Origin of the sequence: Micromonospora sp. NPDC048871 (assembly GCF_043198155.1) — a bacterium.
Lineage (GTDB): Bacteria > Actinomycetota > Actinomycetes > Mycobacteriales > Micromonosporaceae > Micromonospora.
On sequence record NZ_JBICUM010000001.1, the window covers coordinates 488,885 to 515,063 of the forward strand.

Below are 26,179 nucleotides of genomic sequence, written 5' to 3' on the forward strand. Positions count from 1 at the left end.
GTTAAGAGGGGGCCCTTCCTTACACCTCAGGCGGCGCGGGCGGTGTAGCGGTCGCCGTTGCGTTCGACCAGCAGCGGCAGGCCGAAGGTCTTGGTGAGGTTGTCCGCGGTGAGGGTCTCCGCCAGCAGGCCCTGGGCCACCACCCCGCCGTCGCGCAGCAGCAGGGCGTGGGTGAACCCGGGCGGGATCTCCTCCACGTGGTGGGTGACCAGGACCATCGCCGGGGCGTCCGGATCCTGGGCCAGCTCGGCCAGCCGGGCCACCAGGTCCTCCCGGCCGCCCAGGTCCAGCCCGGCCGCCGGCTCGTCGAGCAGCAGCAGCTCCGGGTCGGTCATCAGCGCCCGGGCGATCTGGGTCCGCTTGCGTTCGCCCTCCGACAGGGTGCCGAACCTGCGGTCGGCCAGCCCGCCGACCCCGAGCTGACTCAGCAGGGCCCGCGCCCGGGCCTCGTCGGCCGGGTCGTAGCTCTCCCGCCAGCGGCCGACCACCGACCAGGCGGCGGTCATCACCACATCGGTGACCCGCTCGTCGGCCGGCAGGCTGGCGGCCAGGGCCGCGGTGGTCAGGCCGATGCGGGTACGCAGCTCGTTGAGGTCCGTGCGGCCGATCCGCTCCCCCAGCACGTGGGCGGTGCCGACGGTCGGGTGCAGCCGCCCCGAGGCCAGGTTGAGCAGGGTGGTCTTGCCGGCACCGTTGGGGCCCAGCACCACCCAGCGTTCGTCCAGCTCCACCCGCCAGTCGACGTCGTGCAGCAGGGCGGTGCCGGATCGGCGTACGCCGACGCCGTCGAGGCTGACCACCAGATCCGCGTCCACGGGTGCGGGGGCGGTCGAGGCGCCACCGGCGCCAGGGATCAGGTCACCAGTCACCCGCCCATCCAACCACGCAACGCGTGCCGCCCCCATGGGCGGGCGTGGTGGCCGTAGGGTGAGCGCCGTGTCGTTGCTCACCTCAGCCGAGTCGGCGGTCATGCCCAGTAGTGGTCCGGGGTCTTCCGCGTGAGCGCGGTCATCGAGATCGAGGGACTGCGGAAGACCTTCCGCAGTCTGCGTAAGGGTTCCCGGGTCGCCGTGGACGGCTTCGACCTGCTGGTCGAGGCCGGTCAGGTGCACGGGTTCCTGGGGCCCAACGGGTCGGGCAAGACCACCACCCTGCGGGCCTTGCTCGGGCTGGTCCGCGCCGACGCGGGACACCTGCGGGTGCTCGGTGCGGACGCACCGGAATCTCTGCCCCGGGTCGCCGCCCGGGTCGGCGCGATCGTGGAGAGTCCGCAGTTCTTCGGTAACTTCACCGGCCACCGCACCCTGCGGCTGCTGGCCGTGGCCGGGGGTCTGCCGGTCAGCCGGGTCGACGAGGTGCTGGAGCAGGTCGGGCTGCGCGATCGGGGCCACGACCGGGTCAAGGGGTACTCACTCGGCATGAAGCAGCGCCTGGCGGTGGCCTCGGCTCTGCTCAAACGGCCCGAGCTGCTGATTCTGGACGAGCCGGCCAACGGGCTGGACCCGGCGGGCATCCGGGAGATGCGGGACCTGATGCGGACCCTGGCCGGCAACGGGGTGACCGTGCTGGTCTCCAGTCACATCCTGGCCGAGATCCAGCTGATCTGCGACCACGTCACGATCATCTCCCGGGGGCGGCGGGTGACGGCCGGGCCGGTGGCCGAGGTGCTGGCCGGGTTCGACCGCAACGAGTGTCTGGTACGCGCCGACGACCTGGTCCGGGCCGAGGAGCTGCTACGCGGCGCCGGGTTGACCGTCACCGGGCACCCCGACCATCTGATCGTCGGCCGGGTGACCGATCCGACCCTGATCAGCCGGACCCTGGGCGAGCAGGGCCTCTGGGTACGCGAGCTGACCCCGGTGCGGCCGGATCTGGAGAGCGTCTTCCTGGAGTTGACCGGGGCCGGGCCGCAGCCGACTCTCCCCCGGCAGGCCGACGGCGGACCCCGGCCCGGGCCCGGGCCCGGCTCCGGTGGGGCGACCCCCGCCGCCGGCCGGATGATCGACCTGGACGAGTTCCGGGGGGTGGATCGGTGAACCTGTTCCGCGCCGAGGTGGAGCGGCTGACCGCCCGCCGCTTCGTGCAGCTGATGGTCCTGTTGCTGCTGGCGGCGTTCATGGTGACCGCGGGGACCACCCTGGCCGGTTCCCACTCGCCCACCCGGGACGAACTCGCCACCGCCCAGCAGGAGGCCGCGGCCAGTCGACAGGCCCTGGAGGCGGAACATGCCCGCTGCCTGGCCCGCGATCGGGGTGAGGAGTGGGCCCAACGAGACGGCGCCTACCTGCCGCACGACTGCGCCGAGGTCGATCCCGCCCGGTTGGACCGGTTGCCGGTCACGGCCGACTTTCTGGAGGGGGTCTTCACCTTCACCCAGCAGGCCGAGTCGCTGCTGTACTTCCTGATCGCCTTCCTGCTGATGTTCGGTTTCCTGGTCGGGGCCTCCTACATCGGCGCCGACCTGAACTCCGGCGGGGTGGTCAACCTCCTGCTGTGGCGGCCCCGCCGACTGATGGTGCTCGGTACGAAACTGGGCACCCTGCTCGGCGCGGTCGTGGTGCTGTCCGTGCTCGCCTCGGTGGCGTACCTGGTCACCTTCTGGGTCGTCGCCCACCTGGACGGCTATCCCGGCCCCACCGACCCAACCTTCTGGGCCGCCCTGGCCCAGTTGTGGGGTCGGGGGATCGGGCTGGTGCTGCTGGCCACCGGGGTCGGCTTCGCCCTGGCCACCATCGGTCGGCACACCGCGGCGGCCCTCGGCGCGGTGATGGCGTACCTGGTGGTGTGGGAGTTGGGCGGCCGGATCGTGCTGCAGATCCTGGAGGTGGCCCGGCCGGATCAGCTCATGCTCAGCACCCATGTGGCCGCCTGGCTCACCAAGGAGGTCCGGCTCTACGACAACAGTGTCTGCACCAGCGACTACTACGGCTACTGCGACGGCAGCTACCTGCTGACCTGGCGACCGGCCCTGGTCGTACTGCTGCTGCTCACCGCCGGTCTCACCATCGCCGCGTTCGCGGTGTTCCGGCGGCGGGACCTGGCCTGACCCGGCGGGACCTGGCCTGACCCGGCGGGGTCCTCAACCGACCGTGGAGCCGAAGACCTCGTCCCGGACGGCGTTCAGGGCGGTGCGCAGCGCGCCGTGCAGGATCGGTTCCTCGGTCAGCCCGGTGGGCACCACCCGGGGGCGGACCAGGGTGATGGCGGCCACCTCGTGCTGCACCCGCTCGGCCAGCGCGGCCCCTCCGGCCTGGCCGACCTCCCCGGCCAGCACCACCAGCGGGGGGTCCAGCACCACGCAGGTGCTGGCCACCCCCAGGGCCAACCGGCGCGCCACCTCGTCGAGCATCGGCCCGCCGGCCGTACCGGCGACGATGGCGGCCTTGACCGCCTCGGCGGCGCCACCGTCGGGGTAGCCGTGCTCGCGGGCCAGGGCGCGGATCGCGTCCGCCCCGGCCACCTGCTGGAAGGCCGGCTTGGCCCGGCGGGACACGTCGCGCGGGATCGGCGCCCCGGGCACCGGCAGGTAGCCGATCTCCCCGGCCGCGCCGCTGCTGCCGTGGTGCAACCGGCCGTTCAGCATGATCGCCAGGCCGACCCCGGCGCCGATCCAGACCAGGACGAAATCCTCCACCCCCTGGGCCGCGCCGGACTGGGCCTCGGCCACCGCGGCCAGGTTGACGTCGTTCTCGAAGACCACCGGGGTGTCCAGGTCCTCGCGGAGGGCGGCCAGCAGGCCACGGTGCCAGCGGGGCAGGTCGAAGGCGAAGGTGATGTCGCCGGTGCCCGGATCGACCAGGCCGGGGGTGCCGAGCACGATCCGGCGTACGCTGTCCAACTGCGCCCCGGCGCTGCTGGCGGCCTGGACCACGGCGTTGTGCACCACCCCCACCGGGTCGTCGGTGTCCTTGGTGGACTGTTCCACCCGCCCGACCACCGCGCCGGTGATGTCCGCGCAGGCGGCCACCACCCGTTCCGCCCCGACGTCCACCCCGACGACGTACGCGCTGCCCGGCCGCACGGCGTAGAGCTGCGCGTTCGGCCCCCGCCCGCCGGCCTGCTCACCCACCCGGGCCACCAGGCCCCGCTCCTCCAGCCGTTCCACCAACTGGGAGGCGGTGACCTTGGACAGGCCGGTCAACTCACCGATCCGGGCCCGGGTCAACGGCCCCTGCTCCAGCAGCAGTTCCAACGCCGCGCGGTCGTTGAGGGCCCGCAACAGCCGTGGTGTGCCGGGAAGCCGGGTCGCGCTCATGCCATGTCCTTGATTTTTAGTAAGCGTCGCTAACCATAGCTTCGCCTCGAACGGGTAGCCGTAGCGTATCCGCAGCAGGTGAGCGGATCGCTCAGCCGATCCGACATCACGATCAACATCTCGGCATCGAGAGGAGGGTGCGTGCGCCAGGATCCGGGACTTCGCCGACTGGCCCTGGGCACCCTGCTGGCCGCGTACCCGGGGCCGGTCCCGCCGGACTGGGCGGTCGAACTGGTAGCCGAGGGGTTGGCCGGGCACACCCTGTTCGGGACCAACATCGACACACCCGCGCAGGTGGCGGCCAGCACGGCCGCCCTGCGTACCGGCCGGGCCGAGGTCCTGGTGGCGATCGACGAGGAGGGTGGGGACGTCACCCGGTTGGCGCACGCCACCGGCAGCCCGTACCCGGGCAACGCGGCGCTCGGGGCGATCGACGACGAGGGGTTGACCCGGGAGGTCTACCGGGCCATCGGCGGGGAGTTGGCCGCCGTCGGGGTCACCGTGAATCTGGCGCCCGCGGTCGACGTCAACAGCACCGAGGAGAACCCGGTGATCGGCACCCGGTCCTTCGGGACCGATCCGGTGCGGGTGGGCGCACACTCCGCCGCCGCGGTCGGCGGTCTTCAGGCCGCCGGGGTGGCCGCCTGCGCCAAGCATTTTCCCGGGCACGGCGCCACGGTGACCGACTCCCACCACGAACTGCCCACCGTGGAGGTGTCCCCGCAGGTGTTGCGCCGCCGGGACCTGCCGCCCTTCGCCGCGGCGATCGCGGCCGGGGCCAGGGCGGTGATGACCGCCCACATCCGGGTACCGGCCCTGACCGGCACCCAGCCCGCCACCTTCAGCCGCGCCGTCCTGGTCGACCTGCTGCGCCGGGAGTACGGCTTCACCGGCGCGGTGATCACCGACGCCTTGGAGATGAAGGGTGCCGCCCTGGCGGCCGGCGGCATCGCCCCCGGGGCGGTACGGGCCCTGGCCGCCGGTGCGGATCTGCTCTGCATCGGGGCCAAGGTGGACGCTGCCCTGGTCGAAGGGGTGGTTGCCGAGGTCGTAGCGGCGGTGGGCGATGGTCGGCTGGCCCGGGAACGGGTGGAGCAGGCCGCCGGACGTGCTGCGAAACTGGCCGAGTGGACCCGCCACACCGGCCCGACCCCGGTCCCCTCCCCCGACCTGGGGTACGCGGCGGCCCGCCGAGCCCTTCGGGTGGAAGGTGTGCCGACCCGCTCGGTCGATCCGTTGGTGGTGCAGGTGCATGCCCGGTCCACCATCGTGCAGGGGCATGTGCCGTGGGGCCTCGGCCCGCATCTGGACGGCCCGGAGCTGGTCGAGGTGGTGGCCGCCGAGGCCGACCCGGATGAGCTTCGGCGGCGGGCCGGTGACCGTCCGATCGTGCTGGTCGGCCGACGGCTGCACCGGCTGCCCGGCGGGCCGGAGCTGGTCGACGCGCTGACCGCCGCCCATCCGGTGACCGTGGTGGAGATGGGTTGGCCGAGCGGGTGGCGGCCGGTGGGCAGCCGGGCCTTCGTGCTCACCTACGGCGCCAGCCACGCCAACGGCCGGGCCGCCGCCGAGGTGCTGGGCCTGATCCGCTGAGGCGTACGCCACTTCGACCGTCCACTGTTGAACACGTTCAACTCGCCTCCTACACTAGCGATGTCGATACTTGAACACGTTCAAATCGAGGTGTGGCGGCATGGACATCAAAGTCTGGATGTACCTGGTCTATCTGGTGGTCAGCATCGGTCTGACCATCTGGGTGGCCCGGACCCTGGCCCGCAACGGATTGGTCTTCCTTCAGGAGGTGTTCGCCGACGAGCGACTGGCCAACGCGGTGAACAACCTGCTGGTGGTCGGGTTCTACCTGCTGAACCTCGGCTATGTGACCGTGGCGATGCGGCACTCCGGGCTGATCGAGTCGACGAGCGAGGCCATGGAGGAACTGTCCTGGAAGATCGGGCTGGTGCTGCTGGTGCTCGGTGCCCTGCACTTCTTCAACGTCTTCACCCTCAACCGCTACCGCAAGAGCCGGCTCCGCCAACTGGCCACCGCACCCCCGCTGCCGCCGGCCGGGTACCTGCCCAGGCAGCAGCCCCACCCGGCCGCCGCACCGCCCGCCGGGCACCTGCCCAGGCAGCACCCTCACCCGGCCGCCGCCCCCGCCCAGGCCCCGACCCAAGGCCCCGCGCAGGGCCCGGTTCAGGGCGGCCCCACCCAGGGCTCGGCCCAGGGCCCCGCGCAGCCGCCGGCACCGCCCCGATGAACACCCGCCAGCCGACTGGTGGGCCACCGGATGCCAGCACGCACGGGGGTGCTGGCATCCGGTACCTCACCGTCCTCTACGACGCGCACTGCCCGATCTGCCGGACGGCCCGCGAGTGGCTGGCCTCGCAGGCGCAACTCGTACCCCTGGAGTTCGTGCCGGCCGGCTCGGCCGAGGCCCGGCAGCGCTTCCCCGGCCTGGACCACGAGGCCACCCTGCGCGACATCACCGTGGTGGCCGACGACGGGGCGCTCTACATCGGCGACGGCGCCTGGATCGCCTGCCTGTGGGCGCTGGCCGAGTACCGGGCCACGGCCGAGCGCCTGTCCCGTCCCCACCTGCTGCCGCTGGCGCGAGGGGTGGTGGCCGCCGCCTCGGCGGTCAGGGAGATGGTCCGGGAACCGGGGTCGGTGCCGCCCGGAGGGTCGACCGGATACGGTGGCCCGGATGACCGACCAGTCTGTGCCGACGACCGCTGCGGGTGAGGCGACGACCGCCCGGGGCGAGCAGACCCGGCAGTTGATCCTGGAAACCGCGCTGCGGCTGTTCCGCGAGCGCGGGTACGCCCGCACCACCATGCGCGCCATCGCCCAGGAGGCCGGAGTGGCGGTCGGCAACGCCTACTACTACTTCGACTCCAAGGAACGCCTGATCCAGGAGTTCTACACCCGGACCGAGGAGGAGCACCGGGCCGCGGCGCGACCGGTGTTGGCGCGGGAGACGACCTTCGCCGCCCGGCTGGCCGGGGTGCTGCACGCGGCCATCGACGTGTCGACCCCCGCGCACGACTTCGCGGCGAGCGTCTTCAAGTTCGCCGCGGAGCCCACTTCACCGCTGAGCCCCTTCTCGCCCGAGTCGAGCGGCCCGCGCCAGGCATCCATCGAACTGTTCGACGAGGTGCTGAGCGGCTCCACCACCAAGGTCGACCCGGAACTGCGTCCCCACCTGCCCGAACTGCTCTGGCTGGCGTACATGGGGATAGTGCTCTTCTGGGTCTACGACCGCTCGCCGGGGCAGGCCCGGACCCGGATGCTCATCAACGGGGCGGTGCCGTTGATCGACCGACTGGTCTCCCTCTCCCGGCTGCGGGTCCTGCGCCCGGTCACCCGGCAGATCGTCGACCTGCTGCGCATGCTCCGCCAGTGATCTCCACTGGGACACGTTTCTCCTGGTCAAGTCCACTATTGGACAGCAGAAGGAGCCGGTGGAGGCTTGCCCTGCCGACGACCCGATACGTAGCGTGATCGGCAGACGTCGTACGCGGACCTGGGGGGAGGCTGCGGACCGTGGATCCGGCCCGGGATTCACGGTCCGCGCCCTGCCGAGGCGGTCAACCGGGATAGACCCCGTAGGACCCCCAACCCCGATCCGGGAAACCGGCCGCCTCGGCCACCCGGGCCGAGGCCGCGTTGGCTCGGTCGTGCAGATAGGTCGGCACGGCACCCTCGTCGAGCACCCGGCGGGCCGCCTGCGCCACCAGGCACCGGGCCAGTCCCCGCCCCCGGGCGGTCGGCACCGTGCCCACGGCCAGTTCCTGCCCGAACGGGTCGTGCCGCTTGATCCCGACTCCGGCCAGGTAGCGCCCCTGGTCGTCGCGGACCACCAGCACGGGCCGGTCGAAGAGTCGCAGCCAGGAGGGCAGGCCGAGGGTGGTCGGCGCGACCCACTCACCGATCTCCGGCAGCGGCGCGGGGGCCATGCTCCACCGGAACACGTCGTCGTGCACCACCCACCCCGAGGGTCGACCGACCGCTGCCGGCAGCGCGGGCAGTAGGGCCGTGGACCGCCGGGCCAGTTCGCGAACCCCGGCGACCCGGTCGGGTGGCACGGACAGCACCGTGCTCTCGCCGGTGGTGACCGCGATCGCCGGACGCAGGCGGCCGTCCCAGGCCGGGTGGCTGCGTCGCCAGGAACCCACGACGTGCAGCCCCTTGCCCGCCGGCCACTGCCCCAGCCAGGTGGCCAGGTGCAGGTGGAGTCGCCGGTCGCGCACCGTCCACCTCCCGCGCCCTCGCTGCCGCCCGCCCACCCTACGACGGACCAGGGTCACGACGCCGACCCTCCGGAAGGACCCGGTGAGGTGATCTTCGCGCCCCGTCGGAACCAAGGTCATCGTTCCGGCGTCATAGCCAATTCCATACATGTACAACTTTCTCTGGAATGGTGGGCTCATGCCGATGCACCCGGACGACCGTCACCAGCAGGATCCCACCCGGATCTGGCCGTACGACCGGGCGGCGAGTCGCCTTCCCGGCCAGCCTCGGCACCACAGCCGGCGGACCGGCCGACTGTCCTGGGAGACGCTGAACCGGTCCTCGGTCGGGGGCTCGGCCTGCCACCTCAACACCCACTGATCCGCCGGATCTCCCCCGTCACCGGCCGGGTGTCCGGGCCGACTCCGACGGCGAGCCAGCGCCGCCGTTCGCACACCTGTCGGGTAACGTCTGCTGGTCCTTCGACCGGGTTACGACGGGAGCTAGCGCACTCATGGGCAAGAAGACGATCCGCGTCTCCGACTTCAGCGGCACGGTGCTGGGCGCCGACGACGAGGCGGTCCGCGTCGTCGTCCTCGAGCACCCTGATCTGGTGGCCGGGCCCGTGCAGCTGGACGCGACAGCGCTCGAGGTGGAGAGCCTGGACGACGCGGCGCTGGATGTGGCCGTGGTGGAGATCCATGACCGGCATGGTGACGGCGAACCCCGTCGGGTGGTGCTGACCGCCAGCGAGTTCGACGCCCTGGCCACGGAGATGCCGATGGCCCAACTGCTCAGGACCGCCGAGCGGGTCCGCCCGCCGAAGGCCCGCCGGGCCACCGAGAAGATCGACTACGGCACCATCGAGCACGCCGGCAAGCCCCACCGGGGACGGGTCACCGAGGAGGAGGCCCGGCTGGTCCGCGAACACCTCGACGAGGTGAACAAGCGCCTGGCCGACGCCGGCCTGCGCCAGATCGACCCGGCCGACCCGGAGCACGCCGCCCGGTACGGCTTCCCCACCGCCTGATCAGCTATTCGAAGGCCCGGACCTTGGCCAGGGTCGCCACGATCTGCGCCTCCGTGGTGGCCTTGTCCAGGCCCAGCCCGGTCAGCACCCCCTGGCCGTCCTCCTGCTCCAGCAGCGCCAGCAGGATGTGCTCCGTACCGATGTAGTTGTGCCCCAGCCGCAGCGCCTCGCGGAAGGTCAACTCAAGGGCCTTCTTGGCGGCGGCGTCGTACGGGATCAGGTCGGGCACCTCCTCGGCCGCCGGCGGCAGCGCGGCCGTGGCGGCCTGGCGCACCGCCTCGGCCGACACCCCGGCGGCGGTCAGTGCCCTGGCGGCCAGCGCCTCCGGCTCGGCTAGCAGCCCGAGCACCAGGTGGGCCGGGGTGGTGTGGGCGCTGCCGGCGGCCTTGGCCTCGTTGTGCGCGGCGGCGACCACGTTGCGGGCGCGCGGGGTGAAGCGTTGGAAGCCCTCCCGGGGGTCCATGGTCCCGGCGACGAAGCGCTTCTGGGCGGCCTGCTTGCTCACCCCCATGCTGCGGCCGATCTCGGTCCACGAGGCCCCGGAGCGGCGGGCCTGGTCGACGAAGTGGCCGATCAGGTGGTCGGCCACTTCACCGATGTGATCGGCGACCATGACCGCCCCGGAGAGTTGATCGAGGGCGTTGGTGTGGGTCTGCTTGATGGTCTCGATCAGGTCGTCGAGCCGGATCGGGTTGTTCATCTGCACAGGGTTCGTCATGCGTCAACCGTAGGTTGACGATGGCCCACCCGTCAACCCCAGGTTGACGATCAAGCGGTGAGCCGCGGGGCCCGGTGGTGCGTAAGAGTCGGTGAGGACCCCGGTGGGTAGTAGCCCAGCGGAATCACCGATACGGGAGGCGAGATGGGCGACGCGCAGACGGTCGGCGGGCGACGGCTCTGGTGGTGGCTCGGCGGGGCCCTGCTGGTCGTGGTGGTGGTCCTGGTGGCCAGCTGGACCTGGGTGACCGTGCGCGGCGAGGGCCGATCCGGGCATGTCGTCACCGGTGCCGTCGGTGACCTGCGGGAGGCCACCTTCGTGCTGCTCGACGGCGCCGACGTGATCCGGGTGCGCACCGCCGACCTGGGCGAGGAGGCCTACCGGGTGTCCACCCCGGGCGACGCCGCGCTGCGCCCGGCCGCCTCACTCACTGAGGGAAGGGTGATGACCAGCCTGCGGGACACCGGCAAGGCCGGCCCGGCGATCGTCGAGGTGGCCCTGCACGAGTCCGTACGCTGGCACATCCGGCTCAACGGCGGGGCCAAGGAGCAGCACCTGGACCTAAGCAACGCCCAGGTGGGCGAGATCGAGTTCACCGCGGGAGCCAACCGGATCGAGCTGACCCTGCCCACCCCCACCGGAACCCAGCGCACCGTGCTCGGCGGCGGCGCCAGTCAGGTCCTCGTCCGCCTGGCCGGCGATGCACCCGTCCAGGTCCGCGCGGGCGGCGGCGCCGGCACGGTCACGGTCGACGGCACCACCCACTCCGGGGTGGCCGGGGGCACCACCTTCACCGCCCCGCAGTGGGCGGAGGCGGCGGACCGCTACGACATCGACGCCACCGCCGGAGTCTCCGGCCTGACCGTCGAGCGCACCGAGGCCGACCGCTGATCGAACGCGGATACGGTATGTGCCGCAGGCGTACGCACCATCGGGCGGTACGCCGGTGGTGGTGAAGGGACCGAGAGCATGCGGCTACACGTCGGCTGCGCCATGTGGACGCACAAGGCGTGGCAGGGACGGCTGCTGGCACATCCCCTGCCGGCTGAGGAGCGGCTGCGGCACTACGCCGGGTGGTGTGACGCCGTCGAGGGCAACACCACCTTCTACGCCACCCCGGCCCGGGAGACGGTGGCCTCCTGGGCCCGGCAGACCGACCCGGACTTCCGGTTCGTGCCGAAGGTGCCCAAGGTGGTGACGCACGAGCGACGGCTGACCGAGGTGACCGAGCCGATGCGTGCCTTCCTGGACGCGATCGAGCCCCTGGGTCCGCGGGCCCACGCCCTCTGGGTGCAGCTCCCCCGTTCCTTCGCCCCCTCGGACCTGCCCACCCTGGCCCGGTTCCTGCGCCGGATGCCGGCCGCCCACCGGTGTGCGGTGGAGGTTCGCCACCCCGAGTTCTTCACCGACCCCTCGGCGGCCCGCAAACTGGAGGCGGTGCTCGCCCAGACCGACGCCGAGTGGGTGCCCTTCGACACCACGACCTTATTCGCCGAGCCGCCGACCAGCGACGCCGAGCGGGACGCCTGGACCAAGAAACCCCGCACCCCGCTGCGTACCCGGGCGCTGACCGACCGGCCGATCGTCCGCTATCTGGGCCGCGACGACCCGGACCGTACGGTCGAGGGGTGGCAGCGGTGGATAGACATCACCGTGGGTTGGCTGCGCGAGGGACGCTCCCCCACCCTGTTCATCCACACCCCGGACAACGCGCAGGCACCTACCCTGGCCCGCCGGTTCCACGACGAGGTACGCGCCCGGGTACCCGAACTGGCGCCCCTACCTAGTCCGATCCCGGTCGAGCCCACAACCCTCTTCTGACCCTTGCGGCCGGGGGGTCGGCGCCGAGTCGCCGCCCCGGGATCGGCCGGAACGCCGGGTCACCCGGTAGGCGCGGGCCAGCTGGCCCGGCCAGCCCAGGAAACGGTCGAAGATGTCGGTGGCGCTGCCGGTGAGACTGGGGCTCAGCCGGTGCAGATCGTCGATGGCGTCGCACAGGCAGCCGGCCAGATAGAGCCGCAGGCCCACGGGATCGGTCGCGTAGTCGGCCAGCAGGGCCAGCTTGGCCCGGGTACACGGCCAGGGTTGACCGCACTGGCGGCACATCCACAGCGGACGCATCGGCGGATGCTCCACCGGTTCGGTGGCCAGCAGATGCGGGAGCGGAGCCTGGTCCTCCTCAGCCATGACCGCCCCGTCCTCCATGCGCGGGGATGCCGGCCGGGCAGGTCCACTCCGGAACGGTGATGCGTCGGTGCCTCACACAGTAGGAGACCGCCGGACCGCCCGGTGAATAACGGAAATCGGGTCAGGCCCAGGGATCGCGTACGACGAAGGAGCTGGCGGCCGTGAAGGCCGGGCTGCCGTCCGGAACGTCCAACCAGAAGCCGCCGTCGCGGTAGTGCACCACATGCGAGGGGTAGTTGTACGACCGGAGGATCACCGATCCGGTGCCGCCGCCCGGGCCCGGGCAGAAGGTGGCGTCCTCCCGGAAGATGGTGGTGTCCTCCCTGCTGCTCAGCTGCACCCGCATCCCCCAGTGCCGCAGGTATCGCCCGTCGGCCAGGCGCAGGGTGACGCAGTCGGAGTCGGCCAGTCCGCGACCGACCGTGAAGGTGGCCCGCTGCCGGTCCGGCCGAGGGCTGGCCGCGTCGACCTCGGCGAGTTGGGCGTACTTGCCGTCATGGCTGAGGTAGCGACCGGCCACCTTCACCGATTCCAGCGACCAGGTGCCCGGCGCAATGGTCCCCGGCGGGATGGTCGGTCCGTTCGTCGGCGGGGGGGCCGCGGTCGGCGGAGGCGCGACCGGCGGCGGGGTGGCGAAGGAGGGCGAGGGGGCCGGGGACCGCCGGGCCAGGGAGGGTTGGGCCGGCGAGGTCTCGGCGGAGGGCGTCCGGGTGGCCGCCACCGGGGCCGCCGTGGTGGGTGCCGCGATGGCGGCCGGTGGGTTCGATGCCGATCCGGGTTGCAGCACCACCAGGGTCACCGGGGCGACGAGCAGGGCCGCCCCGGCGGCCAGGCCGGCCACCGGGTGGGCACTGACCATCTGGGCCAGCTTGCCGAACAGGGTGCCCGGGGTGCCGCCGCCGACCGTCGTCGTGGCCGTGGTCGTGACCGTCGTGGTGGCCGAGGCCGCCAGGGCGGGGGTGGCCAGGGTGGTCGTGGTCAACAGCCCCTTGGCGGCCAACGCGGCGGCCAGACCGGCCGGCACCACCAGCGGGGCGATGCTCAGCAGCAGCCGTTCCGTGGGCACCTGACCCTGGGTGAGAGTGGAGCAGGTGGGACAGTCCCGGGTGTGCCGGGCGATCCGCTTGCGCCACACCGAGGTGGGGACCCCGTCCCAGCCGTCCAGGGTCTCGGTCAGCCCGGCACAGCGTGGCAGCACGGCCAGCGCCGCGACGATGACCCGGCTCAGTTCGAGTTGCTCCCGCATCCGTTGCAGGCGTACCCCGACCTGTGCCACCCGGGTGTCGCAGGCAGCGGCGATCTCCCGGCGGGTCAACTGGCCGGCGCACTCCTGCCACCACAGGGACAGCATCGGACGGTGGTTGGGGTCCAGCCAGCGGGTCGCGGCCACCACCTGACGGCGCTGGTCGGCCAGGTGCAGCCGCAGGATCGCCTCGTCCTCGACATCACCGGCGGCCGACAACAGGTCGGCCGGGTCGACCATGGTGGTCCGGTGGGTGGCGGTACGCAGCCGCTGCCGGTGGGTGGCGATCTGCCGCACCGCGATCGCCACCAGCCAGGACCGGAAACTCTCCGGGGCGCGCAGGGCGGGCAGGTCCCGGATGACCCGGATCAGGGTCTCCTGGACCACGTCGTCGATGTCGGGGTGACCGTGCAGGGCCCGACCGACGATGTTGTAGAGCAACGGCAGATGGGCGGCGATGAGTCGGTCACGAGCCGAACCGTCGCCCGACTGCGCTGCGGTGACGAGTTCCACGTCATTCGCAGTGATCGCCATCCAGCACCGCCCCAATGTGGAGTCCCCCGCCGAGCACGACGTCACACCCTAACCAGAACGCGCCCGGTGATCGAGTGGCCCTCCCCTTTCATTCAATGAAAGACGTGGTCCCGATCACCGTTGTCCCCCGGCATGATCCGGCTGGCGGGACGAGGAGGAGGGATCCCCATGGCGTTCGCACGCAACCAGTGGTACGTGGCGGCCTACGGCAGCGAGGTAGGGCGCGACCTGCTGGCCCGTACGGTGCTCGGTGAGCCGCTGGTGCTGTACCGCACCGAGGCCGGGGAGGCGGTGGCGCTGGCCGACCGGTGTGTGCACCGGCGCTACCCGTTGTCGGAGAGCCGGCTCGACGGCGACACCATCGTCTGCGGCTACCACGGCTTCACCTACGACCAGACCGGCTCCTGTGTCTTCGTGCCGGGGCAGCAGCGGATTCCGCGTACCGCCCGGGTCGCCGCGTATCCGGTGGTGGAGCAGGACTCCTTCATCTGGGTGTTCATCGGTGACCGGGAGCGGGCCGATCCCACCACGATTCCCCGGGCCCCCTGGCTGGTCGACCCCCGGTACGCGGTGGTCCGTGGGATGGCCCCGCTGAACGCCCGGTACGGCCTGCTGGTGGACAACCTGCTGGACCTGTCCCACGAGACCTATCTGCACGGTGGCTACATCGGCACCCCGGAGGTGGCGAACACCCCGATCACCACCGAGGTGGACGACGAGCGCGGCATCGTCTACGTCAGTCGGCACATGGACGACGCGGAGTGCCCGCCCTTCTACGCCCGCTCTACCGGCATCCAGGGCCGGATCACCCGCTGGCAGGACATCGAGTACCACCCGCCCTGCCTCTACCTGCTGCACAGCCGGATCGCCCCGCAGGGGGTGTACCCGCCGGCGCAGGGCGAGGACAGCGAGGCCTTCCACGCCGAGATCGTGTACGCCATCACCCCCTCGACGGAGAACACCACCTACGACTTCTGGGCGGTGGCCCGGGACTTCGCGATCGACGACGAGTCCGTCAGCGAGTACCTGCACCAGAGCAACCACACCGTGGTCATGCAGGACGTCACCGCCCTCAACATCCTGGAGCAGGTGATCGCCGCCGAACCGGAGAAGTACCAGGAGCTGAGCATCAACATCGACACCGGCGGCCTGGCGGCCCGGCGGCTGCTGGCCCGCCTGGTCGACGCGGGGAGGGTGGAGGCGACCCGGTGAGCGGCCCGGCTGGCATGCTGACCGGCGACCGGGTCTACCGGATCCACTGGATGCCGGGCACGGACATCCTGCGCGGGGTCTGCCACTGCGGTGCCGAGCGGGTGGCCGAGGAGCCGGTGGAGCTGTGGGAGTGGCTGCTCGCCCACCCGCAGGGCCACCAGGCGGTGACGCCTCCGCCCGAGGTGCCTACCCGGATGGCGGTGCCGGCATGACCGAGATGTATCTGATGGTCACCGCCCGGGAGCAGGTGGCCGACGAGGTCGTGGCGATCACCCTGGCCCGCCCGGACGGCGGCCCGGTGCCGCAGTGGACCCCCGGGGCTCACCTCGATCTGCTGCTCGGCCCGGACCTGGTCCGCCAGTACTCCCTCTGCGGTGATCCGGCGGACCGGTCCGGGCTACGGATCGCGGTGCAGCGGGAGCTTCAGGGGCGGGGCGGGTCCCTGCTCGTGCACGACCGGCTGACTCCCGGGGCCACGGTCGCGGTGCGCGGCCCCCGGAACAACTTTCCGCTGGTGGCGGCGGGACGGTACCTCTTCATCGCCGGGGGCATCGGCATCACCCCGATCGGCCCGATGGTCGCCGCCGCCGACGCCGCCGGTGCCGACTGGCAACTGGTGTACGGGGGACGCAGCCGCGCCACCATGGCCTTCGCCGACTCCCTACGGGAGAAGTACGGCGACCGGGTACGCCTGTGTCCGCAGGACGAGACCGGCCTGCTGGACCTGCCCGGGCTGCTGGGTCCTCCGGAGGCCGGGCTGGTCTACTGCTGCGGGCCGGAGACGCTGATCAAGGCGGTGGAGGAGCACTGTTCCGGCTGGCCGCCGGGCAGTCTGCACGTCGAGCGGTTCACCCCGGCCACCTCCGCCGGGAAGGTCGGGGAGGTCGACACCGCCGTGGAGGTCGAGCTGACCCTCTCCGGCCGGACCCTCACCGTGCCGGCGGGGGTGCCGATCCTGCAGGCTGTGGAGGAGGCCGGGGTGCAGGTGCTCTCCTCCTGCCGGGAGGGCACCTGCGGCACCTGCGAGACGCCCGTGCTGGCCGGAGTGCCGGATCACCGGGACAGCCTGCTCACCGAGCAGGAGCGGGCGGCCGGGGACACCATGATGATCTGTGTGTCCCGGGCCCGTACCCCCCGGCTGGTCCTGGAGCTGTGACCGGCGCAGGCGCGATGATGGCGGGATGCAGGCGCAGCCCGGCCGGTCGGTCACCAGCAAGGTGCTGGCGCTGCTGGACGCCTTCACCCCGGCCGCTCCGGCGCTGACCCTCACCGAGTTGGCCCGCCGCGCCGGGTTGCCGTTGCCGACCGCCCACCGTCGGGCCGCGGAGCTGGTCGCCTGGGGGGCGCTGGAGCGGGGTGAGGACGGGCGGTACCGGATCGGTCTGCGGCTGTGGGAGGTGGGCTCGCTGGCCCCCCGGGGTCTGGGGCTGCGGGAGCTGGCCCTACCGATCATGGAAGACCTCTACGAGGTGACCCACGAGAACGTCCAACTGGCCGTCCGGCAGGGGCTGGAACTCGTCTTCATCGAGCGGATCGCCGGACGGCACGCGGTGCCCGTACTCACCCGGGTCGGGGGTCGGTTCGCGCTGCACGCCACCGGGGTCGGGCTGGTCCTGCTCGCCTACGCCCCGAACGAGGTCCAGGAGCAGGTGCTGGCCGCACCCCTGGAGCGCTACACCGAGCTGACCATCACCGACCCCCGGCGGCTGCGCCGCTGCCTGGCCGAGGTGCGCCGGGTCGGGTACGCGGTCAGCGACCGGCAGGTCACCATGGACGCCCTCTCGGTCGCCGCACCGATCCGTACCCCCGAACAGGTGGTGGCCGCGATCTCCCTGGTGGTCGCCCACGACCGGGCCGACTCCCTGGCCCTGGCGCCGCTGGTGCAGGCCGCCGGGCGGACCCTGTCCCGGGCCCTGGGCGCCTCGTACCGGCAGCCCTCGGGCCGGGTGCCGTCACCACCCCGCCCGGAGACGCAGTAATTTAACTGGATGTCCGAGCTCCATCACGCGCTGGAGACACCGTCGGAGAGCGCGGCGGCGATCGGACGGGCCCGCGCTCAACGGCTGCTGGTCACGCTGTTCGGGGACTACTGGCACGCCGGGCACGCCCCCCTGCCCTCCGGCGGGCTGGTCGCCGTGCTGGCCGAATTCGACATCGCACCCGCCAACGCCCGGGCGACCCTGAGCCGGTTGACCCAGCGGGGGGTGCTGGAGCGGACCAAGGAGGGCCGCCGGACCAGCTACCGGCTGACCGAGTCGGCCTGGCACCTGCTCCAGCGGGGGGCCCGGCGGATCTTCGCCGGCACGGACGAGAGCACCTGGGACGGCCGGTGGACCCTGATCGCCTTCACCCTGCCGCTCGACGACGCCAACCTGCGCCGACTACTGCGGGCCCGGCTGCGCTGGTTGACCTTCTCGCCGTTGTACGACGCCACCTGGGTCACCCCGCACGACCGCTTCGACGAGGTACGGGAGCAGTTGAGCGAACTCGGCATCAGTGACGCCGTGGTGCTGCGCGCCACCGACCTGGATCTGCTGCCCAGTGGCCGGGCCCGGCTGGAGGCTGCCTGGCGGATCGACGAGCTGGCCGCCGGGTACCAGTCCTTTCTGGAGCGACACCGGGAGCTGGCCTGGAAGGCCACCGCGGGCAGTGTGGCACCGGCGCAGGCGCTGGTGCGGCGGACCGAGATGGTCAACGACTGGCGGGCCCTGGTGGGTGAGGATCCCGACCTGCCGGCCACCTTCCTGCCGGCCTCCTTCCCCCGGGCCCAGGCGCGGACCCTGTTCCTGGACATCTCCCAGGCCCTGGCCCGGCCGGCGCAACAGCGTTTCGAGCAGATCCTGCGGGCCGCGGAGGCCGGGAAGTAGCGTCTGAAGTAGATAGATTGCAGATTCGTTGACGCACGATCAGATTTCGCATTAGGTTCCCCGTGCACATGTGACCAGGAGGTCCAGCCGCCCGTTCCCGGCTGAAAGGGGCCCTGCCATGCACCTACGTCGACCCTGGGGAAAACCGCACCGATCCTGGAAAGTCGCCCTGACGGCGTTCGCCGCCACCACACTGGTCGGCAGCTCAGCGGTGCCGGCCCTGGCCGCCCCGCCGCCCGGTGCGGGTATCGACCGTTCCTTCGAGGTGGCGGTCGTCTCGACCCGCGCCGACCTGGTCAGCGGCGGTGACGCCCTGGTCCGCATCGAGGTGCCCCGCAACGTTCCGCCGCACCAGGTGCGGGTGCACCTGGACGGCCGCAACCTGAGCAGCCAGTTCCGCCCGGTCGGCGACGGTCGTACCCTGCTCGGCCTGGTCGATGAGCTGCCGCTGGGTGAGAACACCCTCCAGATCCGCGCCAACGGCAACGGCAACGGCCGTCCCACGGCCGAGTTGACCCTGGTCAACCACCCCGCGCAGGGCCCGGTCCTCTCCGGCCCGCACATCCCACTGGTCTGCACCGCCTCCGGCAGCCCCTGGAACCTGGGGCCGGTCGACGAGAACTGCCATGTGGCCGCCCCCCGGGTGACGTACCAGTACCGCACCACCGCCGGCAGCTTCGCCGCCCTGCCCGAAGGTCCGCTGCCCGGCAACCTGGCCACGACCACCACCATCGAGGGCCGGACGGTCCCGTACATCGTGCGGGTAGAGCGGGGCACCATCAACCGGGCGGTCTACGAGATCGCCCTGCTGCACGAGCCGGGCACCCCGGTGCCGGACCCCTGGACGGGCACGGAGGGTTGGAACGAGCGGCTGGTCTACACCTTCGGTGGGGCCTGTGGCATCGGCTACACCCAGGCCACCAGCACCGGCGGGGTGATGGACCACGGCCTGCTCAGCCGGGGCTACGCGGTGGCCAGCTCGACCTTCAACGTGTTCGCCAACAACTGCAATGACGTGACCTCGGCCGAGACCGCCCTGATGGTCAAGGAACACTTCATCGAGACGTACGGGGTGCCCGCCTTCACCATGGGCTGGGGCGGTTCGGCCGGCACCATGCAGCAGTTGCTGATCTCCAACGCGTACCCCGGCATCATCGACGGGGTGATCGGCCAGATCGGCTACCCGGACGAGCGGTCCACGACCGTCAGCGGCCACGAGTGCCGCTTCATCTCCCAGGCCGCCTCCGCCGCCGGGCTGTCCACCGCCCAGCACACCGCGGTGACCGGCTTCGCCAGCCCGAACACCTGCTTCGGCTACCAGTTCTTCGACGGGGTCGACTGGCCCGCCAACTGCCCGGGCCACGTCCCGGCCGCGCAGCGGTACCACCCGGTCACCAACCCGACCGGCCTGCGGTGCGCGATGGCCGACTTCATCTCCAACGTGTACGGCGTCGACCCTGCCACCGGCTTCGGCAGGCCGATCATCCCGGACACGGTGGGGGTGCAGTACGGCCTGCAGACCCTGGAGTCCGGCACGATCACCCCGGAGCAGTTCGTCCGGCTCAACGAGGGCATCGGCGGCCTGGACGTGCAGGGCAACCGCACCCCCCAGCGCACCTCGGCGGACGTGGACGCGATCAAGGTGGCCTACGAGACCGGCCGGATCAACCAGTTCGACGGCGGACTGCGCTGGACCCCGATCATCGAGACCCGGGGCTACACCGACCCCTCCGGCGACTTCCACGACCGGTTCCGGTCCTGGAGCATGCGGGAGCGGATCGTCGCGGCCAACGGCAACGCCGACAACCACATCAGCATCACCGCCGCCCCGGGGGCCGCCGCCAACACCGCCTCGACCCTGGCGCTGGAGCAGATGGAGGCCTGGCTGACCGCCCGCACGGCGCTGGCGGCGGCCCGGCCGGAGTTGGACGAGGTGGCCCTGACCCGACTGTCCCGGCCGGCGGGCCTGGCCGACGGCTGCATCGCGGCCGACGGTGACCGGATAGTGGAGGCCCTGACCCTGGATCCGGCCGCCCAGTGCAACCAGTTGTTCCCCTTCCACCGCAATCCCCGGGTGGTCGCCGGCGGTCCGACCACTTCCGCCGTACTCAAGTGCCAGCTGGCGCCGCTGGACCGGGCCGCCTACGGGGTGAGCTTCACCGAGGAGCAGTGGCAGCGCCTCCAGGCGGTCTTCCCCGGCGGGGTCTGCGACTGGTCCAGGCCCGGGGTCGGGCAGGTGCCGCTGGCGGACACCTGGATCCGCTGGTCTGCCGAGCCCGCGGTGCGACCGGTGCTGCCGGTGACGACCACGGTGCAGGCCCGGTGCATCGCCGGTCGGGGATACCTGGTGGTGCAGGTCCGCAACGACCACGACGCGCCGGTGGACATCACCCTGGAGAGCGCGTACGGCCAGCGGTCCTTCGCCGGGGTGGCGGCCGGGGGCAACGCCTTCCAGCAGTTCGCCACGCGGGTGACGGCGGTGCCGACCGGGTCGGCGACGGTCCGGGTTACCGGCTCGCTCGACGGCCAGGCGGTGACCACCGCCCAGATCCGGGGCTACCCGGCCGTCGACTGCGCCGGACCGTAGTCGCAGCTCGGATGACCGGGGCCGGGCGGTGCCAGCAGGGCACCGCCCGGTTCACGGCATCAGTCGGGGAAGGCCAGCAGCCGCAGCAGTTGGGCCAGCCGCTCATGGTCCTGCGGGGTCACGGCCGACAGCAGGCCCAGCTCCACCGCCCGGGCGGATTCCTGGGCCCGGGCGAACAGGGCCCGACCGGCCTCGGTGGCGACGAGGACGTTGGCCCGGCGGTCGGCGGGATCGGTCTGGCGCTCGACGAGCTGCCGCTTCTCCAGCCCGTCGACCAACGCCACCACCTGACTCGGATCCAGCCGCAGAAATTCGGCCAGCTCCCGCTGGGTGGGACGGACGTCGTCGGCGGCGAGGGCGAGCACCGAGTAGGAGCGGGCCTTGAGCCCGTGTTCGGCCAGGGCCGCGTTGGCCGCCGCGAGGGTCAGGGCGTTGGCGCGGGCCAGCAGAAAGCTCAGGTCCCCGGCAAGCACGCTGTCCCGCAGCCGGTCGCGTCCGGTCGGCCGGGTCCTTCCGATAGGGGACATGACGACGATGGTAGCAAGCTTCACAAATAATTGACTTTTTCAATGGTTTGTGCTCACATCGGATGGACGCAAAGGAGCAGCACCCATGTCACTGGACGGCAAAGTCGCGATCGTCACCGGATCCGGTCGGGGTCTCGGCCTCGCCTACGCCAAGGAGCTGGCCCGCCGGGGGGCATCCGTCGTGGTCAACGACGTCGACGCCACGGTCACGGCCGAGGCGGTCGCGGCGATCCATGCCTCCGGCGGGAAGGCCGTCGCGGTGACCGCCCCGGTCGGCCCCACCGAGACCGCTCAGGAACTGGTCAGCACCGCGGTCGCACAGTTCGGGCGGCTGGACATCCTGGTCACCAACGCGGGGATCCTGCGCGACACCGTGCTGTGGAAGATGAGCGACGAGGACTTCGACACGGTGATCAACGTGCACCTGCGCGGCACCTTCACCACCGTGCGGGAGGCCGTGCGGCACATGCGGCAGGCCGGCGAGGGTGGCCGGATCATCTGCATCGGCTCCCCCACCGGGCAGCGGGGCACCTTCGGCCAGACCAACTACGCCGCCGCCAAGGCCGGCATCGTGGGCATGGTCCGCACCTGGGCCCTGGAACTCAAGCGGGCCGGCATCACCGCCAACACGGTCGTACCGGTGGCGGCGACCGCGATGACCGCGACCGTGCCCTACTTCGCCGCGGCGGTGCAGGCCGAGGCGAACGGTGAGCCGATGCCGGCCTTCTTCCGGCACGACCTGGGCTTCGGCACGGCCGACGACGTGGCCGGTCTGATCGCCTTCCTCGGCTCCGACGCGGCCGCCTCGGTGACCGGCCAGGTGATCGGCGTCGGTGGTGACCGGCTCCAGATCTGGACCCACCCGGAGGCGGCGCTCTCCGCCTACTGCGAGGGCGGCTGGACCTACGAGGCCCTGGTGCAGTCCTGGCCCACCGAGTTCGCCCCGGCCATGCAGAGCGTCGGCGAACGCTTCCCCGAACTCCCCGAGGAGTTCAAGCCCGCGGCCTCCTGACCCACCCGAGGAAGGTTTGCGCTGATGTACCAGCCCGCGATCGACCTGGCCGCCGTCACGGCGATCGACATGCATGTCCACATCGAGGTCGACGACCACGGTCACGCCTCGCTGCCGGAGCCACTCGTGGCCGCGGTGTCGAAGTACTTCCGGACCGACGGGCCCCGGCCCGCCGTCGAGGCGGTGGCGCAGTACTACCGGGAACGGAACATGGCCGCGGTCGTGTTCACGGTCGACGCCCGGACCCAGCTGAAGCACCCGCCGCTGTCCAGCGCCGACATCGCCCGGGCCGCGGCGGAGCACCCCGACGTGCTGATCCCCTTCGGCTCGGTGGACCCGCGCACCGGCGAGGCCGCCCTGGAACTGGCCACCCGGCTGATCGAGGACGAAGGGGTACGCGGCTTCAAGTTCCACCCCACCGTGCAGGGCTTCGACCCCAGCCAGGAGCAGTACGCCCCGCTGTGGGCGCTGATTGAGCGGGCCGGGGTGCCGGCGATCTTCCACACCGGACAGACCGGGATCGGTGCGGGCACCCCGGGGGGCTACGGCCTGCGGCTGGGGTTGTCCAACCCGATGCTGCTCGACCCGATCGCCGCCGACTTCCCCGACCTTCAGATCATCATGGCCCACCCCTCGGTGCCGTGGCAGGACGAGGCCCTGTCGGTGGCCACCCACAAACACAACACCTGGATCGACCTGTCCGGCTGGAGTCCCAGGTACTTCCCGGCCGAGTTGGTGCGCTACGCCAACTCGATGCTCAAGCACCGGGTGCTGTTCGGCACCGACTATCCACTGATCACCCCCGATCGCTGGCTGCGCGACGTGGCGGCCACCGACCTCAAACCCGAGGTGCTCCCGGGCATCCTCAAGGACAACGCGGCCCGACTGCTACGCCTAGCCCGGTGACGACGAGAGGAACCGCCATGACCACCACCATCGCGTACGAGCAGCTGCCCGACCTGGCCGGCACCGACCTCGGTCACACCGAGTACCGCACGGTCACCCAGGACCAGGTGAACCTGTTCGCCGACGCCACCGACGACCACCAGTGGATCCATGTCGACCCGGAGCGGGCCAAGGCCGGGCCCTTCGGCGCGCCGATCGCCCACGGCTTCCTCACCCTCTCCCTCGCCGTTCCCTTCTGGACCGAGCTGCTGGAGGTCAAGGGGGTGACCACAAAGGTGAACTACGGCCTGGACAAGGTGCGCTTCCCGGCCCCGGTCCCGGTCGGCGCCCGGGTCCGGATGCGGGCCACCATCGCCGAGGTCACCGAGGTCCGGGGCGGCTACCAGATCGCGGTCGACCAGACCATCGAGGTCGAGGGGGGCAGCAAGCCCGCCGTCGTCGCCCGAGGGTTGTACCGCTTCTACGCCTGAGCACCCGCTGTCGGCACACCACCTCCACCACCAGGAGACTGCTGATGCACCAGCACGGAATCGGCGCCTGGATGTCCAAGCGCCGACTCAAGTCCCCCGACAAGGTAGCCCTGGTCCACGGCGAGGGGGCCACGGTGACGTACGCCCAGTTCGCCGACGCCGCCGACCGGATCTCCGCGGTGCTGCGCCGGCTGGGGGTCGGCAAGGGCGACACCGTGGCGTACCTGGGTGAGAACAGTCCCGAGTTCCTCCAGGTGATGTTCGGCGCGGCGCAACTGGGTGCGGTCTTCGTCCCGGTCAACACCCGCCTGGCGCCGCCGGAGATCGCCCATGTGCTCACCGACTGCGGTGCCCGGGTGCTGATCCACGACCCCGAGTTCGCCCCCCGGGTGGCCGCGGCCGGCACGGCCGAGCAGACGCCGCACATCGTGGTCACCGGTGAGGGCGAGGCGCAGCGCCCGGGGCTCGCGGCACTGGTCCGCGACACCGCCCCCGACCCCGCCGGCCCGGTCGCCACCGGGCCGGAGGACCCGGCGGCGATCATCTACACCTCCGGCACCACCGGCCGCGCCAAGGGGGCCGTGCTGACCCACGGCAACCTGACCTGGGTGGCGCTCAACTGCGTGGTCGACTACGACGTCGTCTCTACCGACGTGGCGCTGATGATCTCCCCGCTGTTCCATGTCGCCTCGCTGGGCATGGGTGCCCTCCCGGTCATCCTCAAGGGCGCCACCATGGTGCTGGAGAAGGGCTTCGAGCCGGGACGCGCCCTGGCGCAGATCGAGCGGCACGGGGTGACCATGCTCAGCGGGGTGCCCACCACCTATCAACTGATGGCCGACCACCCCCACTGGGCATCGACCGACCTGTCCACCCTGGCGAAGCTGACCTGTGGGGGTTCGGCGGTGCCGCCGCGCATCCTCAACGCGTACGAGGCCCGGGGGTTGTCCTTCTCCCAGGGTTACGGCATGACCGAGGCCTCACCGGGGGCCACCTCGCTGCCCCCGGACATGACCCGCGCCAAGCAGGGCAGCGTAGGGCTGCCGCACTTCTTCACCCAGGTCCGGATCACGGACGTGACCGGGCAGCCGGCACCCACCGGCAGCGTCGGGGAGATCCAGATCGCCGGGCCGAACGTCTTCCCGGGCTACCACGGGCTGCCCGAGGCGACCTCGGACGCCTTCACCCCGGACGGCTGGTTCCGCTCCGGCGACCTCGGCTACCTGGATGCCGAGGGCTACCTGTACATCTCCGGCCGACTGAAGGACATGATCATCTCCGGTGGGGAGAACATCTACCCCGCCGAGATCGAGCAGTTGCTCGGCGAGTTGGAGGGGGTCACCGCGGCGGCCGTCATCGGGGTACCGGACGAGCGGTGGGGCGAGGTGCCCTGGGCGATCGTGACCGTACGGGAGGGGGCGGCCGTGGATGTGGAGGCCGTACGGGCGCATCTGGACGGCAGGCTGGCCCGCTACAAGCTGCCGAAGAACGTGGTCATCGTGGACGACCTGCCCCGGACCGCGTCGGGGAAGGTGCGGAAGGCGGAGCTGCGCGCCCGCTTCGGCGCCTGACCGGGGTCTCGATGAGGTCGGCGAACTCGGCGGCGGAGGCCTCGGCCAACTTCTCGTGCATCCGGCGATAGGTCTCCGCCGACCGGGTGGCCGGCCACTGGGCGTCCATGAACTCGGCCGGCAGCCGGGGATCGGCCCGCAGCAACGCCAGCCAGTCCGCCACCAGCATGGTCCGTACGGTCAGGGCGCTCGGCGCCAGATCCACCGCGGCCGGATCCTCCCACATCTCGATGAAGGCCAGGTGCTCACGGCGGATCGCCTCGATGTCCCAGGCGGCGCGCACGCTCTCCCCGATCGGGAAGCCCGCCAGCTCCCGGGCGTGGAAGGCGATCACGGTGTGCGGTGGCAGATCCTGCCGCAACGGCTCCAACGACCCGGCCAGGTCGACCTCACCGGGGGCCAGCCACAGCCCGTCGCGCAGCGGCGCGAAGCCCTCCCAGGTCAGGGTCGAGCGCAGCCGGTGCCGCAGCATCCGCTGCCCCTCCGGGATGGAGAAGGTGACCAGGGTCCACCCGTGGCCCTGCGGGTCGAAGGGCCTAGGGCCCCGGACCCGGTCGGTGGCCTCACGCAGCACCGCCGCCCCGTGCTCGGTCAGCGAGAACAGGGTCTCCCGGCCGTTTCTGGTCCGGGCCAGGATGCCGCTGCCCACCAGGCGGTCGAGGGTGGCGCGGGTGGCCGGCGCGGCTACACCGGCCGGCTCCAGCACACTGATCAGAGCACTGGCCCGGATCGGCCCGGTGGCGGCGTCGACCACGTGCTCGCCGAAGAAGGCGAGCAGCAGTTGCTTCGGCTGACGACTGCGCACAGCCCTCCCTTTCGGCGTATCC

27 protein-coding genes and 1 pseudogene are annotated in these 26,179 nt (G+C 71.8%); 20 read left to right on the forward strand and 8 right to left on the reverse strand.

The features are described from left to right. Positions 1 to 26 precede the first annotated feature (26 nt). Positions 27 to 905 (reverse strand): ABC transporter ATP-binding protein, encoded by an 879-nt coding sequence (locus ACGFIK_RS02325; RefSeq protein ID WP_327027240.1) that lies wholly within the window; start codon positions 903 to 905, stop codon positions 27 to 29. Positions 906 to 998: 93 nt separating this feature from the next. Here ACGFIK_RS02325 and ACGFIK_RS02330 point away from each other — a divergent pair, with 93 nt between their 5' ends. Together ACGFIK_RS02330 and ACGFIK_RS02335 are read left to right on the forward strand one after the other, a co-directional pair. Beyond that, on the forward strand, positions 999 to 2,036 hold the full coding sequence (locus ACGFIK_RS02330; RefSeq protein ID WP_327022373.1) for an ABC transporter ATP-binding protein: 1,038 nt from the start codon (positions 999 to 1,001) through the stop codon (positions 2,034 to 2,036). Then, positions 2,033 to 3,046 carry an ABC transporter permease subunit gene (locus tag ACGFIK_RS02335; RefSeq protein ID WP_327022374.1) on the forward strand — a complete coding sequence of 338 codons (1,014 nt, stop codon included), beginning with the start codon at positions 2,033 to 2,035 and terminating at the stop codon, positions 3,044 to 3,046. Before ACGFIK_RS02330 ends, ACGFIK_RS02335 begins: the two co-directional genes overlap by 4 nt. Before the next feature lie 33 nt (positions 3,047 to 3,079). On the opposite strand, the gene ACGFIK_RS02340 is transcribed toward ACGFIK_RS02335, so the two are convergent. Further along, positions 3,080 to 4,255: an ROK family transcriptional regulator gene (locus ACGFIK_RS02340; protein WP_327022375.1), complete on the reverse strand. Its 1,176-nt coding sequence runs from the start codon at positions 4,253 to 4,255 to the stop codon at positions 3,080 to 3,082. Between the two features lie 141 nt (positions 4,256 to 4,396). Here ACGFIK_RS02340 and ACGFIK_RS02345 point away from each other — a divergent pair, with 141 nt between their 5' ends. From ACGFIK_RS02345 to ACGFIK_RS02360, 4 genes are all read left to right on the forward strand, one after another. Continuing rightward, complete coding sequence (locus tag ACGFIK_RS02345; protein WP_327022376.1) at positions 4,397 to 5,848, forward strand: glycoside hydrolase family 3 N-terminal domain-containing protein; 1,452 nt, start codon at positions 4,397 to 4,399, stop codon at positions 5,846 to 5,848. A 100-nt stretch (positions 5,849 to 5,948) separates the two neighbouring features. Beyond that, positions 5,949 to 6,515 (forward strand): hypothetical protein, encoded by a 567-nt coding sequence (locus ACGFIK_RS02350; RefSeq protein WP_327022377.1) that lies wholly within the window; start codon positions 5,949 to 5,951, stop codon positions 6,513 to 6,515. Then, positions 6,512 to 7,000, forward strand: coding sequence for a DCC1-like thiol-disulfide oxidoreductase family protein (locus ACGFIK_RS02355; protein ID WP_327022378.1), 489 nt, complete (start codon positions 6,512 to 6,514; stop codon positions 6,998 to 7,000). Before ACGFIK_RS02350 ends, ACGFIK_RS02355 begins: the two co-directional genes overlap by 4 nt. After that, complete coding sequence (locus ACGFIK_RS02360; protein WP_327022379.1) at positions 6,963 to 7,661, forward strand: TetR family transcriptional regulator; 699 nt, start codon at positions 6,963 to 6,965, stop codon at positions 7,659 to 7,661. Before ACGFIK_RS02355 ends, ACGFIK_RS02360 begins: the two co-directional genes overlap by 38 nt. Before the next feature lie 184 nt (positions 7,662 to 7,845). Here the strand turns inward: ACGFIK_RS02360 and ACGFIK_RS02365 are convergent, their stop codons facing one another. Beyond that, on the reverse strand, positions 7,846 to 8,508 hold the full coding sequence (locus tag ACGFIK_RS02365) for a GNAT family N-acetyltransferase (protein WP_327022380.1): 663 nt from the start codon (positions 8,506 to 8,508) through the stop codon (positions 7,846 to 7,848). 178 nt (positions 8,509 to 8,686) lie between these two features. Between ACGFIK_RS02365 and ACGFIK_RS02370 the strand changes: the two genes are divergently transcribed. Together ACGFIK_RS02370 and ACGFIK_RS02375 are read left to right on the forward strand one after the other, a co-directional pair. After that, entirely contained in the window at positions 8,687 to 8,869 is a 183-nt protein-coding gene (locus ACGFIK_RS02370) for a hypothetical protein (RefSeq protein ID WP_327022381.1), read from the forward strand. Between the two features lie 133 nt (positions 8,870 to 9,002). After that, positions 9,003 to 9,518, forward strand: coding sequence for a hypothetical protein (locus tag ACGFIK_RS02375; protein WP_327022382.1), 516 nt, complete (start codon positions 9,003 to 9,005; stop codon positions 9,516 to 9,518). Between the two features lie 4 nt (positions 9,519 to 9,522). On the opposite strand, the gene ACGFIK_RS02380 is transcribed toward ACGFIK_RS02375, so the two are convergent. Beyond that, positions 9,523 to 10,236, reverse strand: coding sequence for a Clp protease N-terminal domain-containing protein (locus tag ACGFIK_RS02380; RefSeq protein WP_327022383.1), 714 nt, complete (start codon positions 10,234 to 10,236; stop codon positions 9,523 to 9,525). A 144-nt stretch (positions 10,237 to 10,380) separates the two neighbouring features. Here ACGFIK_RS02380 and ACGFIK_RS02385 point away from each other — a divergent pair, with 144 nt between their 5' ends. After that, positions 10,381 to 11,127 (forward strand): hypothetical protein, encoded by a 747-nt coding sequence (locus ACGFIK_RS02385; RefSeq protein ID WP_327022384.1) that lies wholly within the window; start codon positions 10,381 to 10,383, stop codon positions 11,125 to 11,127. A 102-nt stretch (positions 11,128 to 11,229) separates the two neighbouring features. Next, positions 11,230 to 12,057, forward strand: coding sequence for a DUF72 domain-containing protein (locus tag ACGFIK_RS02390; protein WP_327027241.1), 828 nt, complete (start codon positions 11,230 to 11,232; stop codon positions 12,055 to 12,057). A 57-nt stretch (positions 12,058 to 12,114) separates the two neighbouring features. On the opposite strand, the pseudogene ACGFIK_RS02395 reads toward ACGFIK_RS02390, so the two are convergent. After that, positions 12,115 to 12,423: pseudogene (locus ACGFIK_RS02395) on the reverse strand (hypothetical protein); the annotation flags it as partial. A gap of 121 nt (positions 12,424 to 12,544) precedes the next feature. Continuing rightward, positions 12,545 to 14,200, reverse strand: coding sequence for a sigma-70 family RNA polymerase sigma factor (locus tag ACGFIK_RS02400; protein ID WP_393337258.1), 1,656 nt, complete (start codon positions 14,198 to 14,200; stop codon positions 12,545 to 12,547). Positions 14,201 to 14,368: 168 nt separating this feature from the next. Between ACGFIK_RS02400 and ACGFIK_RS02405 the strand changes: the two genes are divergently transcribed. The 6 genes from ACGFIK_RS02405 (at position 14,369) to ACGFIK_RS02430 (ending at position 20,866) form a co-directional block, all read left to right on the forward strand. Continuing rightward, a complete protein-coding gene (locus ACGFIK_RS02405) occupies positions 14,369 to 15,412 on the forward strand; it encodes an aromatic ring-hydroxylating dioxygenase subunit alpha (protein ID WP_327022386.1) in 1,044 nt (347 codons plus the stop codon). Then, complete coding sequence (locus ACGFIK_RS02410) at positions 15,409 to 15,624, forward strand: hypothetical protein (protein WP_327022387.1); 216 nt, start codon at positions 15,409 to 15,411, stop codon at positions 15,622 to 15,624. The genes ACGFIK_RS02405 and ACGFIK_RS02410 overlap by 4 nt, the downstream gene beginning before the upstream one ends. Then, a complete protein-coding gene (locus tag ACGFIK_RS02415) occupies positions 15,621 to 16,568 on the forward strand; it encodes a PDR/VanB family oxidoreductase (RefSeq protein ID WP_327022388.1) in 948 nt (315 codons plus the stop codon). The genes ACGFIK_RS02410 and ACGFIK_RS02415 overlap by 4 nt, the downstream gene beginning before the upstream one ends. A 25-nt stretch (positions 16,569 to 16,593) precedes the next feature. After that, positions 16,594 to 17,391, forward strand: a complete 798-nt coding sequence (locus tag ACGFIK_RS02420; protein ID WP_327022389.1) for an IclR family transcriptional regulator — start codon at positions 16,594 to 16,596, stop codon at positions 17,389 to 17,391. 9 nt (positions 17,392 to 17,400) lie between these two features. Beyond that, positions 17,401 to 18,279 (forward strand): PaaX family transcriptional regulator C-terminal domain-containing protein, encoded by an 879-nt coding sequence (locus tag ACGFIK_RS02425; protein WP_393337261.1) that lies wholly within the window; start codon positions 17,401 to 17,403, stop codon positions 18,277 to 18,279. Between the two features lie 118 nt (positions 18,280 to 18,397). Then, the gene (locus ACGFIK_RS02430; protein WP_393337264.1) at positions 18,398 to 20,866 is read left to right on the forward strand and encodes a DUF6351 family protein; all 2,469 of its coding nucleotides are present in this window, start codon (positions 18,398 to 18,400) and stop codon (positions 20,864 to 20,866) included. A gap of 59 nt (positions 20,867 to 20,925) precedes the next feature. Here the strand turns inward: ACGFIK_RS02430 and ACGFIK_RS02435 are convergent, their stop codons facing one another. Further along, positions 20,926 to 21,393 (reverse strand): MarR family winged helix-turn-helix transcriptional regulator, encoded by a 468-nt coding sequence (locus tag ACGFIK_RS02435; RefSeq protein WP_327022392.1) that lies wholly within the window; start codon positions 21,391 to 21,393, stop codon positions 20,926 to 20,928. Positions 21,394 to 21,478: 85 nt separating this feature from the next. Here ACGFIK_RS02435 and ACGFIK_RS02440 point away from each other — a divergent pair, with 85 nt between their 5' ends. The 4 genes from ACGFIK_RS02440 to ACGFIK_RS02455 are packed head-to-tail and all read left to right on the forward strand — an operon-like array spanning position 21,479 to position 25,352. After that, on the forward strand, positions 21,479 to 22,405 hold the full coding sequence (locus tag ACGFIK_RS02440) for an SDR family NAD(P)-dependent oxidoreductase (protein ID WP_357528910.1): 927 nt from the start codon (positions 21,479 to 21,481) through the stop codon (positions 22,403 to 22,405). Positions 22,406 to 22,429: 24 nt separating this feature from the next. Continuing rightward, positions 22,430 to 23,311 carry an amidohydrolase family protein gene (locus tag ACGFIK_RS02445; RefSeq protein ID WP_327022394.1) on the forward strand — a complete coding sequence of 294 codons (882 nt, stop codon included), beginning with the start codon at positions 22,430 to 22,432 and terminating at the stop codon, positions 23,309 to 23,311. Positions 23,312 to 23,328: 17 nt separating this feature from the next. Next, entirely contained in the window at positions 23,329 to 23,781 is a 453-nt protein-coding gene (locus ACGFIK_RS02450) for a MaoC family dehydratase (protein WP_327022395.1), read from the forward strand. A gap of 44 nt (positions 23,782 to 23,825) precedes the next feature. After that, positions 23,826 to 25,352, forward strand: coding sequence for a long-chain fatty acid--CoA ligase (locus ACGFIK_RS02455; protein ID WP_327022396.1), 1,527 nt, complete (start codon positions 23,826 to 23,828; stop codon positions 25,350 to 25,352). Here the strand turns inward: ACGFIK_RS02455 and ACGFIK_RS02460 are convergent. Continuing rightward, the gene (locus ACGFIK_RS02460; RefSeq protein ID WP_327022397.1) at positions 25,276 to 26,157 is read right to left on the reverse strand and encodes a PaaX family transcriptional regulator C-terminal domain-containing protein; all 882 of its coding nucleotides are present in this window, start codon (positions 26,155 to 26,157) and stop codon (positions 25,276 to 25,278) included. The genes ACGFIK_RS02455 and ACGFIK_RS02460 overlap by 77 nt on opposite strands. Positions 26,158 to 26,179: the final 22 nt, after the last annotated feature.